This window comes from Flavobacterium resistens (assembly GCF_900182645.1).
GTDB classification, from domain to species: Bacteria; Bacteroidota; Bacteroidia; order Flavobacteriales; family Flavobacteriaceae; genus Flavobacterium; species Flavobacterium resistens.
Map to the genome: position 1 here is coordinate 570,864 of NZ_FXTA01000003.1, position 14,528 is coordinate 585,391.

11 protein-coding genes are annotated in these 14,528 nt (G+C 32.7%); 7 read left to right on the top strand and 4 right to left on the bottom strand.

Translation table 11 applies throughout. The features are described 5' to 3' along the window. The first annotated feature begins 188 nt into the window (after positions 1-188). The 5 genes from FN795_RS13835 (at position 189) to FN795_RS13855 (ending at position 4,450) form a co-directional block, all read left to right on the top strand. Positions 189-1,469, top strand: coding sequence for a chloride channel protein (locus FN795_RS13835; protein WP_142451141.1), 1,281 nt, complete (start codon positions 189-191; stop codon positions 1,467-1,469). A gap of 78 nt (positions 1,470-1,547) precedes the next feature. Beyond that, on the top strand, positions 1,548-2,147 hold the full coding sequence (locus FN795_RS13840; protein WP_142451142.1) for an HPP family protein: 600 nt from the start codon (positions 1,548-1,550) through the stop codon (positions 2,145-2,147). A 202-nt stretch (positions 2,148-2,349) separates the two neighbouring features. Further along, on the top strand, positions 2,350-2,892 hold the full coding sequence (locus tag FN795_RS13845) for an IS1096 element passenger TnpR family protein (protein WP_142451143.1): 543 nt from the start codon (positions 2,350-2,352) through the stop codon (positions 2,890-2,892). Between the two features lie 94 nt (positions 2,893-2,986). Then, positions 2,987-3,346: a four helix bundle protein gene (locus tag FN795_RS13850; protein ID WP_142451144.1), complete on the top strand. Its 360-nt coding sequence runs from the start codon at positions 2,987-2,989 to the stop codon at positions 3,344-3,346. A 45-nt stretch (positions 3,347-3,391) separates the two neighbouring features. After that, a complete protein-coding gene (locus tag FN795_RS13855) occupies positions 3,392-4,450 on the top strand; it encodes a nucleoid-associated protein (protein ID WP_142451145.1) in 1,059 nt (352 codons plus the stop codon). 86 nt (positions 4,451-4,536) lie between these two features. Here the strand turns inward: FN795_RS13855 and FN795_RS13860 are convergent, their stop codons facing one another. Together FN795_RS13860 and FN795_RS13865 are read right to left on the bottom strand one after the other, a co-directional pair. Beyond that, positions 4,537-5,118, bottom strand: coding sequence for a TetR/AcrR family transcriptional regulator (locus tag FN795_RS13860; RefSeq protein WP_142451146.1), 582 nt, complete (start codon positions 5,116-5,118; stop codon positions 4,537-4,539). Between the two features lie 72 nt (positions 5,119-5,190). Then, entirely contained in the window at positions 5,191-5,943 is a 753-nt protein-coding gene (locus FN795_RS13865; protein ID WP_142451147.1) for a glucose 1-dehydrogenase, read from the bottom strand. Positions 5,944-6,173: 230 nt separating this feature from the next. Here FN795_RS13865 and FN795_RS13870 point away from each other — a divergent pair, with 230 nt between their 5' ends. Next, a complete protein-coding gene (locus FN795_RS13870; protein WP_142451148.1) occupies positions 6,174-8,543 on the top strand; it encodes a GAF domain-containing protein in 2,370 nt (789 codons plus the stop codon). An 18-nt stretch (positions 8,544-8,561) separates the two neighbouring features. Here FN795_RS13870 and FN795_RS13875 read toward each other — a convergent pair whose 3' ends face one another. Further along, entirely contained in the window at positions 8,562-9,755 is a 1,194-nt protein-coding gene (locus tag FN795_RS13875; protein WP_142451149.1) for a Pycsar system effector family protein, read from the bottom strand. 27 nt (positions 9,756-9,782) lie between these two features. On the opposite strand from FN795_RS13875, the gene FN795_RS13880 reads away from it, so the two are divergent. Next, on the top strand, positions 9,783-13,517 hold the full coding sequence (locus FN795_RS13880; RefSeq protein WP_142451150.1) for a metallophosphoesterase: 3,735 nt from the start codon (positions 9,783-9,785) through the stop codon (positions 13,515-13,517). A gap of 138 nt (positions 13,518-13,655) precedes the next feature. On the opposite strand, the gene FN795_RS13885 is transcribed toward FN795_RS13880, so the two are convergent. Next, complete coding sequence (locus FN795_RS13885) at positions 13,656-14,513, bottom strand: SdiA-regulated/phytase-like domain-containing protein (protein WP_142451151.1); 858 nt, start codon at positions 14,511-14,513, stop codon at positions 13,656-13,658. Between the last annotated feature and the right edge of the window lie 15 nt (positions 14,514-14,528).

The window sequence follows — 14,528 nt, forward strand, 5'->3', positions numbered from 1 at the left end:
TTGCAACTTTGTGTCTTTGCAACTTTGTCCCCAAAAACAAGCGATATTCAATAAAAAAACAAAGAAAGAATTTTCTTATTTTACTAATTTTAACATATATTAAAGACCAATTATTATTAAAAAACAGATTTGATTGTCTAATTTTGTGAAATCGCAAATAAAATCTGGCGACTACAAAATCACTTCTGATGAACAAAACGGCGCAAATCAAAAAAAATCATCAATTAATCAAACTCCGAAAATTAGTTATTGTTTCTATCTTAATTGGCTTCCTTTCTGCTTTTCTCGGAATTTCATTAAAAAAAATAACAGAGTATTACGAAGAAATTTTCTTCCACGAAGTATCTGTTCATCCTATATTTTACATCGTATTTCCTGTTTTTGGTTTATCAGTAATTTATTTTTTAAGACAATATCTTTTCAAGAAAAAAGAAAATAAAGGAATCAAAGAGGTTTTTGAAAGTACAAATTCAAAATCTAAAAACCTTCCTTCGTATAAAATTCCATCGCACTTTATCAACGGATTATTAACGGTTATTTTTGGAGGTTCAACAGGAATCGAAGTTTCGACTGTTGTTGCTACAGCGACAATTGGCTCAGTTGCTCACGAAAAAGAAAATGTTTTCCGTCAATACAAAACCGAATTAATCTGCGCCGGAGTTGCAGCGGGTGTTACAGCACTTTTCAGCAGTCCAATTGCGGGAGTTTTATTTGCATTGGAAGTAATTTCCAGAAAAGTTACACGAGCTTTTATAATTTCAAATGTAATTGCAGTTTCAATTGCTTTTGGTTTACTAACTATTTTAAAAGAAGAGCCATTATTTGCCGTTTCAATCGAAACATGGAATTTAAAAGCGATTCCATACTTTATTCTTTTAGGAATTTTAGCCGGAATTAATTCTGTTTATTTAACACGTTGCGTATTATTCTTCAAATCACAATTTGGAAAAATTGATACACATTACTATAAAATTTTAATTGGTTCAGTTGTTTTGAGCGTTTCCTTATTTATTTTTCCTCAATTATATGGTGAAGGTTATCATGCAATAAAAGGAATTTTTGGTAATTCGAGCCAGCTTCCGTTGACTATAACTTTAGCCTTGACATTTATCGGAATACTAATTCTAAAACCAATTGTTACTTCAATTACTTTAGCTTCTGGTGGAGATGGCGGCGTTTTTGCACCAAGTTTATTTATAGGCGCATTTTTAGGATTATTACTGGCTTCTATCTTAAACAGCTTTTTCCATGTAAATGTAATTCCGGTAAACTTTATGATTATTGGAATGGCGGCGGTTTTGAGTGCGAGCATTCATGCACCTTTTACTGCAATTTTCTTAGTTTGCGGTTTAACAAACGATTATACTTTATTTTTCCCAATTCTTGTAGTTTGTCTGATTTCAAAATACACTGCAAAAATGATTTATCCTTATACTGTATATAGTTATTCGCCAAGTTTAGTTAAATAATTTCCAAACTAAATCTAGAGATTAAAAACATCTAGCAAAATATATTTAAAAGCATAACGAGCAAAATAATACCACATTATGCCAACTGAAAAAATAAAAAGAAGTTACCGCAAAACGCGTTACATTCTATACAAAGAAACATTAATCGATTATAAAGAACATTTCTGGTCCTTTTTAGGATCATTTGTTGGAATTGGAATTTTAGCATACGTTCAATCGATGCATTTTTCAGGAAGTGATGCCGTTTATTTGATAGGTTCTTTTGGAGCTTCAAGCGTTCTTGTTTACGGAATTATTCAGAGTCCGTTTTCTCAACCTCGAAATTTGATTGGCGGACATGTAATCTCTGCAATAGTAGGTGTCACGGTTCATAAATTGGTTCCCGATATTATGTATATCGCCGCTCCACTTGCCGTTTCGATTGCCATTATTTTAATGCAAATTACCAAAACACTTCATCCGCCAGGAGGAGCAACAGCCTTGATTGCTGTTATTGGAACTGAAAAAGTAAAATCCTTAGGTTATATGTATGTCATTTCTCCGGTTTTAGTCGGTGTTTTGATTTTGTTTTTAACAGCTTTGGTTTTTAATAATATGACTTCCAGCAGAAGTTATCCGAGTCACAGTACTTACCACAAACATTATCATAAGATCCGAAAAAGACTGGCTAGAAAATAATTTTATTTTATAGTTTGTCTCCCTAAGCGATTTCGAAACTTCGGGAGAAGGGCTTTTCTATTGGATTTGGGCTTCGACTTTGCTCAGCCTAACAAACTAATTGAAAATCAATTTTCTAAAAATATTTTCAACAAATCGTAATTCATAATTCGTATTTCGTTTTTTATATTTTACCTTTGACCTCTCAATAAAAACAAAGATTATGGTTTATAAATTTAGAGTTATTCTAGACGCCGAAGAAGATATTTTCAGAGACATTGCTATCCTTGAGGAAGATACACTTGAGGATTTACATAATGCAATCTTCAACGCTTTTGGTTTTGACGGATCAGAAGTGGCTTCATTTTATACTTGTGATGATACTTGGAATCAAGAAGATGAAATTCCTCTTTTTGATACAGGAGATGTTCCTGGAGAAATGAGAACCATGAACGATTATCCATTGTCTAGTATTTTAGATACAGAAAACACAAAAATCATCTACGTTTACGATTTCATCAGTATGTGGACTTTCTTAGTAGAATTGGCTGCAGTTGAAGATGAAACGGTTGGCGCAACTTATCCTGAAACTTTATTTTCTCACGGAGAAATGCCTGACGAAGCTCTTGAAAAAAACTTTGAAGCTGATGATATGCACGACGATATCTACGGAGAATTTGAAGACGATTTAGACGAAGACGATCTTGATATGTTCGAAGGTGATGACAGCTTCGAAGATTATGGATTTGAGGAGAATTGGAACTGACGTAAGTTGCTAAGATACTGAGATGCTAAGATTCTAAGTTTTTCTTATTTTTGAAAGTTTTTTCTTATATTTAAATTAAATTTTAAAATAAGAAATGAGTCATTTTAGAAAAATCTTAGTTTGGCAAAAGTCAATGTCCTTAGTTACCAAAATTTACAAAGCAACACGTACATTTCCAAAGGAAGAAATGTTTGGATTAACTTCACAAATACGTCGAAGTTCAGTTTCCATTCCGAGCAATATTGCGGAAGGATCAAGTAGAGAAAGCAGTAAAGATTTTTTACGATTTTTATATATTTCTCTTGGTTCTATATTTGAGATGCAGACTCAACTCGAAATTGCAAAAAATATAATTTACATAAACGAAGAAGAATTTAACCTTTTATATGAGGATAGTCGAGAGATCGAAAGAATGTTAGCGTCATTAATCAGAAAATTAAAAGACAATAATTAAAAAACTTAGTATCTTAGAAACTTAGAATCTCAGCAACTCAAAAAAATGATCAATTTATTCAATACCCACATCGACACACTTTCGATACACCGCGTAGGAAACAAAAGCCGTAATGAAGCTATTTTTTTATCAGAGCAGCCATTTAATTTAAATGATGAGATTGTTCCTTTGATAAAAGAATTCTTTTTTAAGCCTTTTAGAGAGAAAGAAGAAAACTACTATCAGTTTGCACACGAAGTGGACTTGGACTACAACGACATGTTTAAATATGCAACTGAGATTTTTGATAATCCGGCGAATGTTCATGAGGTTTCTAAAAACATCACAAAACATTTATTTGAACAGTCAAATCATCCGCATATTAAAAACGGAGAGGTTTATGTAACCTATTTGACAAACCTAAGTATCGATAATAATGTTGTTGATGCAATCGGAATTTTCAAAAGTGAATTACAAGCCGACTTTTTACAGTTTGAAGAAAATGGAAGTAACCTTGAAATGATTTTACAGCAAGGAATTAACTTGAGTAAATTAGATAAAGGATGTTTGATTTTCAACTACAAAAAAGAAGAAGGTTACAAAATCTTAACTGTTGACAGCAACCGTTATGACGCACGTTACTGGTTAGAGCACTTTTTATCTGTTGACGCTTTTGAAGATGAAAATTTCATCACTAAAAAATATTTAAAATTCTGTCAAAACTTCGCAAAAGACGTTGTTTTGCCAGCAGAAGACAAGAAAGAGGAAGTAATGTTTATGAACCGATCTGTGAATTATTTCGCTAAAAACGATCAGTTTGAAGAGCAGAATTTCTTGAATGAAGTATTAGACAATCCTGATTTGATTCCAGAATTTAAAAACTATAAAGTTGATAAAGGAGAAAAATACAGCATCGAAGATGTAACCTCATTCCCTATTGCCAACGCAGCTGTTTCTGACGCTAGAAAATCGATTAAAAATGTGATTAATTTAGATACTCACATTCAGATTAAAATGGATTTCATCAATCCTGAAAGTGCAGAAAAATTTGTTGAAAAAGGCTGGGATGAAGAAAAACAAATGTATTACTACTTAGTTTACTTCAACAAAGAAGAAAAAAGCTAAGAAGTTTTCATTTTCTATTACTTACTTACTAAAACAGAAAACGGCAGTTATAAATATAACTGCCGTTTTTTATTGCAATTGATTTTCTAAAATAAAGCGAAAATCGATTTTAAAATATCATCATAAACTTGTTTGTCTCTCTCGCCTGCCCTTGCCAAAACCCGAATTCCGGAATAATTGTTAAAAATAAAACGAGCTAAAGATCGAGCTTCTTGCTTATCAGAAATCTGTCCATACTCCTGCCCTTTTTTTATGGCCTGATAAAAAACTTCTTCAACCGCTTTTTGATTATCATGAACGATTTTTCCAATTTCGGGATCGTGCATCGCCAATTCAACCGCTGAGTTTACCATAAAACAACCTTTTGTTATTCGATCCTGAAGACTTTCTACAACAGCTTGTTTAAAAATTTCAGTTAAAGCGGTTTTAATGTTTTCAGCATTTTCAAAAAGCAATTTGAGACTCTCTTCATTTTGCTGCTGATATCGTTGCAATGACTTTACAAAAAGCTTTTGCTTATCACCAAAAGTATCATACAAACTAGAACGACTTAAACCTAAATGCGTTACCAAATCCTGAGCAGAAGTTCCGTTGTAACCTTTGTGCCAAAAAATCTCAATTGCTTTATCTAAAGCCTGATCTTCGTTAAATTCTTTCGTTCTAGCCATCGCTTCAAAATTAAATTCTTTTCCAAAGATACTAAAAATACGGAACAATCGTTCCTGAATTAGTCAAAAAAATTATAATACTGTGTTTACAGTAAGTCCGCCATCAACAACAATTTCAGTTCCTGTTATGAATGAAGCATCATCAGAAGCTAAGAAACTAATTGTTTTTGCAACTTCAGTAGCTTGTCCAAAACGTTTCAATAAAATCTTTTGTCCTAAAGCTGCTCCTAAACCTTCAACTTCTTCTTTTTCTAAACCAACTTTACCGTATAAAGGAGTTTCGATTGGACCAGGAGAAACGGCATTTACTCTGATTTTTCTTGGTGCTAATTCTGCTGCAAAAATTTTGTTTAGTGATAAAACTGCTGCTTTACTTGCTCCATAAACACTTGAACCTGGCATTCCTAATTGAGCATTTACTGAAGTATTGAAAATAATAGATCCACCATCATTTAAAATTGGTAATACTTTCTGTACTGTAAAATAAACTCCTTTTACATTCACATTCATGATACTATCATAATGATCTTCTGAAGCAGAATCAACTGGAGCAAAAGCTGCAATTCCGGCATTTAAAAACAGAATATCTACTTTTCCGAATTTTGCTTTTACTTCTTCAACTAAATTATCAATTGATTTTAAATCAGATTGATCTGCAACGATTCCGGTAACGTTCAATTCTGTTTCAGCTTTTGTTAAAGCTTCTTTGTTTCTTCCTGTTACAATTACTTTTGCACCTTTTGCTACTAAATCAGCTGCTGCTGCATATCCAATTCCACTGTTTCCACCTGTCACGATTGCTACTTTGTTTTCTAAATTTTTCATTTTATTTGTTTTTAAGTTATTGATTATTCAATTATTATGATACAAAGATATAATAACGGAACGATCGTTCCGTTATTATTTTTGTTAATATTTAGTTAAAGTTTTAATCTCTCCTTTTTAACCCTTTATCTATAAAGGAAATAACTATCAAGCCATAAGCGAAAGAAATTAGAAAATGTCGGCGATTCTTAATATTTGCTTAATTTTGTATTTCCTAAAAACAAAAACACATGGAACGTCTTTTACCACATGAAAGTCCTTTCGAAACCATAATCTCATTTCATAAATTAATTGAATCCTTTGAGGAGATTGCTTTATCAGATGTTGATTATCGATCAAACTACGCCAAAGCGATTTTAAAAGAAGTTGAACCTTTTCCGGAATTCAGAACTGGAATTCATGATTATAATATCATTAAAAACAACGAAGGTTTAATCAAAAATATAGTTGCCGATTTATTTCCTACTGCATTGACAAATAACGAAATAAAAGCAATTACAATTCCGTTTCAAAATTTATCATTTAATTATACAGAGCGTTTCAAGAAAATTCTGCGCAATGCCGGAGACGAATTTGACATGGAAATTCGTGATTTTGATGATCATCAATTCTATATCAATAACTGTTGCTTAATATTGGCCTATTATTACAATCAGAACATTGATTTCAATAAGCCTTTCTTTTATGATATTCCAGATGAACAAGGAATTGAAAAACATTATAGAATTCTCTACAATGCCGATTTCATGGAAATTACTCCAACAGAAAGAGCTGTAGAACTAACGCAGGACGATATTGATCAATTAATTGACAATTATAATGATATTGAATTATGGAAATCTAAATTTCCAAAACGAAGCTGGATCCTAAAAGGTTTCGGAATTGTTTCTTTGTTTGACGCTACTACAGAAAGTGCCATTTCAAATCTAAAAAGCAATTTATTAAAACCTGATTCAACCCGCGTTACTTCAACTGACATTATTGAAGATATTTTTAGATCAATATTTAAAATTCCGAGTTTAAAAGTTGGTTTCATTATTTACAATCCTGAAGAAGAAAAATTCATCAGGCCAATTAAATTTGATAATCAGATGCAAAGTTTTCTTTTGAATACAGATGAAGAAGTCGATTGCAAAAATGCTTTTTTTGGCTGTTCATTTGAAAATCTTTTGCATAATAAAGAGCCTTTTGTAATTTCGAATGTCGAAAAATTCATTGAAGAATCTCCAAATAAAAAACTCGGCGAGCATTTACTAAAACAAGGCATTAAAAGCTGTGTTTTTGCGCCAGTCATGAAAGACGAACAATTATTGGGAGTTGTAGAATTAGTTTCTGAGCATCCAAGAGACTTAAATAGTGTCAATGCTACAAAACTGGAATTGATTCTTCCGTATTTAACCGATACAATTGATCGCTATAATACAGATATGCAACATCAGATTGAGGCAATTATCCAGCGTGAATATACTACGATTCACCCAAGCGTTTATTGGAAATTCCGAAAAGAATCACAGAATTATTTTCAAAATATCAATCATACAAAAGATTATATTTTTAAGGAAATTGTTTTTAAAAATGTATATCCGTTATACGGACAAATCGATATTAAAGGCTCATCTGAACATCGAAATGAAACCGTAAAAATTGACTTAAAAAATCAACTTACGGCTCTTTTGGAAATTTTTGACAATCAAAAGCCAAATACAAATCTGGTACTTTTGGAACAAAGAAAATTCGAATTAGAATCGCTCCGAAGTGAATTGGAATTCCCTTTAAAAGCAGATACCGAACAACATATTCAACGCTATATTGAAGAAGAGATTCATCCGATATTAAAAAATACAAAAGGCAGTGCCAAAAACGAAAAATTAGAAGCTTTATATTTTGAAAGTCTTGACGAAAAAACAGGTTTGTTTTATCAGGAAAGAAAAAAGTTTGATAACGCAATGTCGATCATCAACAAAAAATTAGCTTCGGTTTTGGATAAAAAACAATTAGATGCACAACAAATTTATCCGCATTACTACGAACGTTTTAAAACGGATGGTGTTGAACATAATTTATACATCGGAGCCTCAATTTCGCCAACAAAACCTTTCGATGTCATGTATTTGCACAATCTGAGATTATGGCAATTACAAACGTTATGCGAAATGGAATTGGAGCATCATCAGCTTAAAGAGTCGCTTCCGTATGAATTAGATGTTACGTCTTTAATTTTAGTTTTCAGTGCGCCGCTTTCTATTCGTTTCAGAATGGATGAAAAACGCTTTGATGTTGACGGAACTTATAATGCAAGATATGAAGTCGTGAAAAAACGAATCGACAAATCAAACATTAAAGGAACTAAAGAACGAATTACAGAGAAAGAAAAAATTACGATTGTGTATTCTCAAAACAACGAAGAAACCGAATATTTGAAATATATCAAGTATTTACAACACAAAAAAATACTTGAACCTGCGATCGAGCAGTTTGAAGTAGAAGATTTGCAAGGTGTTTCAGGCCTGAGAGCCATTCGTGTAAAAGTGATCAATAATACTGCAAATCCAACAGCAAAAAAAATCACTTATCAAGATTTATTAGATGAGCTCAACTAAAATTAGTTGAGCTTTTTTTTATACGGTAACCTCTTTAAAAGCAATTACAAAAGCGATTACAGTAACAATTATTCCTATCATAAAAAGATTGTAGGCAATTCGCAGTAAATTATATTTTCGCTGCAAAACCAATCCTAAATAATACAAATCTTTGATCATTGTTGAGTATAAATAATCTCTATCTTTCATCATTTCGTTCATTGCCCAATCGTATTCTTCTAAAGGCATTTTGTAGAAATTTCCAAAAAACATCAAATTCACTTTTTTAGCTGCAACATCGTCACGCGTAAAAAATCCTGAAGTTACTTTTGGTCTTGTAGAAAGAATGGCAAAAATAATTGTGATTACGCTTGACATCAGCATAATAAATGTCGGAATTACCAAATGCGCGTTTTTCGGACTATCTAATTTTGGAATTATTGACGAAAGTGCAATTGAAATAATAATGGCATTTACAGATAACAAAATATTTGCTTTACTGTCAGCAATACCACTTAAACGGGTATGATTTCCGAGCGTAACGCGAAATAAAGTATCAATTCCACGTTCTGGCTTTTCAGCTTTTTCAGCCTTTTCTCTTTTTTTGTTTTCATCGTCAATTGCCGATGCAGCTTTCAATTCCTGTTTATTAATTTTTTTCTGAATCAAAATCAGGTTTTTTTCTTTTAAAGGCTGCCATTTTCTTAAGGCATAATCTGTATAGAAACGATGTTTATTCAAAAGGAAATTCAAATTTTCTTTTGTCCATTCTGAATTTGAAAAACTTGCAATACCTGTGTTTTTTAGTTCCAAACGAAGCAATTCGCAAGTAGTAACATATTCTGTTCCCATTAAATGGGCATAATCAGCATCTTTAATGATTTTTTCCAAATGCGTTACAGGCACATATTCTTTGGTTGTTGCCAAAATTAAACTGGAAACTTTTGCTATAAATTCCTCAGATTGTCCTTTTTCTTTTAAAAAAACTTCCGCAATTTTTACGCTTTCTTTTTCGTGATGCTCATAACCTTCAATATATCCCGTATCATGAAACCATGCAGCTGCTAAAAGTGCTTTTTTATCATCATCATTAACATCTTCTTTTTTACACAACTCTTTTACTGCAGTAACTACAGTTAAAGTATGGTTAAAATTATGGTAAGAATATAAATTAGAAAGTTTATCTTTGAGTAAATTACTGACGAAGTCTTCGCATTGTTCTATTAGATTCATAAAGAATATTTTTAATACCACTAAATTATGAAATTGTTTTTGGATAATCATTTTATTGCCAAGATTAAAAACTTTTCTTTGGCAATAATCGCCATAGCCCTCCTATATTCTTGTGCAACACGCAAGGCACAATACGGAAAAAATGTAAGCGCCAACGAAACAGAAAACGCAACAGATACTATAAAAATTGCTCATACCTTTTATTTAGTTGGAGATGCAGGAAACGCCGATGAAGAACAAGCCCAGCAAACGCTAGAACTTTTGCATCAAAAGCTAAAAAAATCGAGTAAAAAATCGACACTCTTATTTTTGGGAGATAATATTTATCCGAAAGGTTTTCCTGCAGATAAAAATGCTGATGACAGAGCTTTAGCCGAAACAAAACTGACCAATCAATTAAAATTAACTGAAGGTTTTAAAGGAAAAACCATTTTTATTCCCGGAAATCATGACTGGTACAGCGGCATCAAAGGCCTGGAACGTCAAGCTGATTTTGTAACTAAATATTTAAATGATAAAAAAGCATTTCTACCAAGAAAAACCTGTCCGATTGAAGATGTGAAAATTGACAGTACTGCAACGTTAGTTACAATTGACAGCGAATGGTTTTTAGAAGATTGGAACAATCATCCAACTATAAATGACAATTGCGACATTAAAACCAGAGAAGATTTTTTTGATGAACTGGAAAGCATCTTAAATAAAAATCAGGAGAAAACCGTAATTCTGGCAATCCACCATCCGTTATTGAGCAATGGAACACATGGTGGACAGTTTTCAATGGAAAAACAATTATTTCCGCTAGAGAAAAAAATTCCGCTTCCGGTAATTGGTTCTTTTATTAATTTATTGCGAAAAACCTCTGGCGCAAGTCCGCAGGATCTTCAAAATAAGCAGTATACGATTTACGCTAAAAGAATAAAAACACTTTTGCAAAAACAGAAAAATGTCATTGTTGTTTCTGGACACGATCATAATTTGCAATATATCAGCAAAGAAAACATTCAGCAGATTATCAGTGGTGCCGGATCAAAATCAGAGGCAGCGAGAGCTATTAGTGAAAATGATTTTTCATATGGCGGAAATGGTTATGCAACATTAACTTTATTTAAAAGTGGTGACGCTAAGGTTTCTTATTTCGGAAATGAAAACAATAAAGAAAAACTTCTTTTTGAACACGAAATCATAAAAGCGAAAGAAATTAACTGGGCAGCCGATATTCCAAATACTTTCCCTCCAAAAATTACGACTTCGATTTATACAAAAGATATGACGGATAAAAGTATGTTTCACAGATTTTTATTCGGGCAACATTATAGAAAATATTACAGTACACCTATAGAAGCCAGAGTTGCGACTGTAGATACTTTAATGGGCGGTTTGAAACCTATTCGCGAAGGCGGAGGACATCAATCTATTTCGTTGAGAATGTCAGATCCAAAAGGACGTGAATATGTAATGCGTGCAATGAAAAAAAGTGCGACAGTATTTTTACAATCTGTTGCATTTAAAGATCAGTACATTGTAAATGATTTTGAAAAAACATATACAGAAAACTTTTTATTCGATTTTTACACTACTTCACATCCTTATGCTTCGTTTGTAACAGGAAGCATGTCGGATCAAATTGGACTTGCTCACACGAATCCGATATTATATTATATTCCGAAACAAAAAGGATTAAAAGAATTCAATGCCGGTTATGGCGATCAGCTTTATATGGTCGAAGAACGTCCGGCAGATAATCATTTGGATGCGAAGAATTTTGGAAATCCATCCAATATTATCAGTACAGATGATATGATGAAGAATCTTCATAAAGATGAAAAATATTCGGTTGATCAAAAAGAATATATAAAAGCCCGTTTGTTTGATATATTGATTGGCGACTGGGACAGACACAGCGATCAATGGCGTTGGGGCGAATATAAAGAGGGCGACAAAGTGATTTATAAACCAATTCCGCGTGACCGAGATCAAGCGTTTGTAAAATACGATGGAGCTTTACTTTCGCTTATTATGAATATGCCGCCACTTCGTCATATGCGAACTTTTAAAGGCGACAGAATCAACGTAAAATGGCTTGGAAGAGAGCCTTATCCAATGGATTTGGCGTTTTTAAGAACAGCAGAAGAAAAAGACTGGATCGAACAAGCAAAATTTATTCAGGAAAATTTATCAGATGCTGATATTGACACTGCATTTAAAAATATGCCAAAGGAAGTTCAGGATGAAACTGTTGATGAAATTAAGCAGAAATTAAAAAGCAGAAAGAAAGATCTTCAAAAATATGCTTCGGAATATTTTGATGTTTTGAGTCGTACGGTAATGATTGCAGGAACAGACAAAAAAGACAAATTTGTTATCAATCACAATGCTAAAAAAAGCATTGAAATCCAGGTGTTCAGAGTTAAAAAAGAAGGTGACGATTTGGTTTACACCAAAACAGTAACTGATGATAAAACAGTTAACTTATGGGTTTATGGTTTGGACGATAATGATATTTTTGAAGTAAAAGGAAATCATAAATCAAATATCAAAATTCGTTTGATTGGTGGTCAAAACAACGATACGTACAACGTAGAAAATGGCCGAAAAGTTATTGTTTATGATTTCAAATCAAAAGAAAACACATACAATCTGGATTCTAAAGCGCAAACACAGCTTACAGACGATTATGATGTGAATTTGTACAATTATGAAAAACCTAAATACAATGTGATTGCGGGTCTGCCAAACATTGGTTATAATCCTGATGACGGTGTAAAAGTTGGTTTTAATTTGAATTACACGGTAAATAATTTCAAACAGAATCCTTATACACAAAAACATATCTTAAACGGTTTCTATTATTTTGCAACGGGAGGTTTCGAGTTAACATACGCAGCGCATTTTCCGGGATTATTAGGAAAATGGGTAATTGACGTTGATTCACAATTGACTACACCAAACTTTGCGATGAATTATTTTGGTTACGGAAACGAAACTGTAAATAATGACGAGGAATTTGGAATGGATTATAACAGAGTCAGAATCCGAAAATTTACTGTTGCGGGTGCTGCGCGACATGTTGGGCGTTTTGGAAGTGAATTCAGCATTCAGCCAATTCTTCAAAAATTGACTGTTGAAGAAACTGATAACCGTTTTATTGATATTCCGGGAATTGTAAATCCGAATGTATTTGATAGTCAAACGTATGGTGCTTTGAGGGTAAAATATGTTTTCAAAAATTCTGATTTTGTAGCAAAACCAACTTTGGGAATGTATTTTATGTTTTCAGGAATGTGGACTACAAACTTAAGCGACACCAAACAGAATTTCCCAACTCTTGAAAGCATTTTAGGTTTTACGCATAAAATTGATCATAACGGAAAATTAGTTTTAGCAACATTCCTTAAAGGAAAAGCAATCTTAAACAACAATTTTGACTTTTACCATGGTGCAGCTTTAGGAGGCGATACTGATTTGCGTGGTTATAGAAACGAACGCTTTTTAGGAAGTTCTTACTTCTCTCAAAGCAGTGATCTACGTTTCACTCTTGGAAAAATCCACAAAACTGTTGCCCCATTGACATACGGAATTCTGGGTGGATTCGACTATGGAAGAATTTGGCTTGACGGTGAAAATTCAAGAAAATGGCATCAGGATTATGGTGGCGGATTATGGCTAAATGCAATAAATCTGGTAACAGCTAGAATATCCTATTTTCAATCCCCTGATGAACCGGGGAGAATTATTTTTGGAGCAGCTTACAGCTTTTAAGAAAAGGTGCTAAGGTTCTAAGATACTAAGGTTCTAAGTTTTTTCTTTAGAGAGCGCATTAAAAAACAGCCTGGAATTTATGAATTCCTGGCTGTTTTTTTTAGCCTTAGCATCTTAGAATCTTAGCAACTTAGTACCTTAGAGCTTAAACTCATAAACATTCCCTCCTATTTTATCAGCTTTTTCGTCGGCGATTAGAAGCGTGTTGTTATCTTTAAAAACTGCAGCTTCTTTTTGTGAAAAGTGATTTAGGCTTATTTCTATCTGTTTGCCTTTATGAAATAAATCTCCTTTGAAATCTTTAAATAAAACAATTTTGTCATGGCTTAACAACGCTACTTTTTTACCGTCGGGGCTAATTGTTGCGCTTGTGAGCACGCAATGATTATAATTGCTGCATGTTTTGAATTCGCCTATTTTAACTGCTTTTTGAGTTCCTTTTGCATTTTTGATTTTGTAGATAAAAGCAGTTCCATCAAAACCTTTGCTTCGGTTTTTTGTGAAAAGATAGAAATATCCGTTTAATTCAAAAAAACCTTCAACATCATAAAACATTTCTTTTTTCTTTGGAGGAAATTCGGTTTGTTCTGGATAAGAGAAAGAAACTTTATATTCGGCGGAAGCCAAATCTTTATTCAGCTGATTTTTTGCGATTTTATAGATACACAAATCTCTTCGTTTGTTGTCATTATTTCCAAAATCTCCAATATAGATATTTCCAGATTTATCTTTTGTAATATCTTCCCAATCCACATTTGTAGCATTTGAAATCGTAGTGGTTTTAGCTAATTTCCCTTTAGAATCGATCGCATAAATGGCATTTTTATTTCCACTATCTTCTAAAGTATAAATCATATTTGTTTCTGGAAAATAGGTTATTCCTGAAACTTCTTTTAATTTCTTTGGAAGTGAATAAAGCTTTTTAAAATCACTGCTTGGCTGTTGCTGACAAGCCAATAAAACAATTGAAACGGCTATTAAGAAAGATTTTTTCATATCATTATTATTATT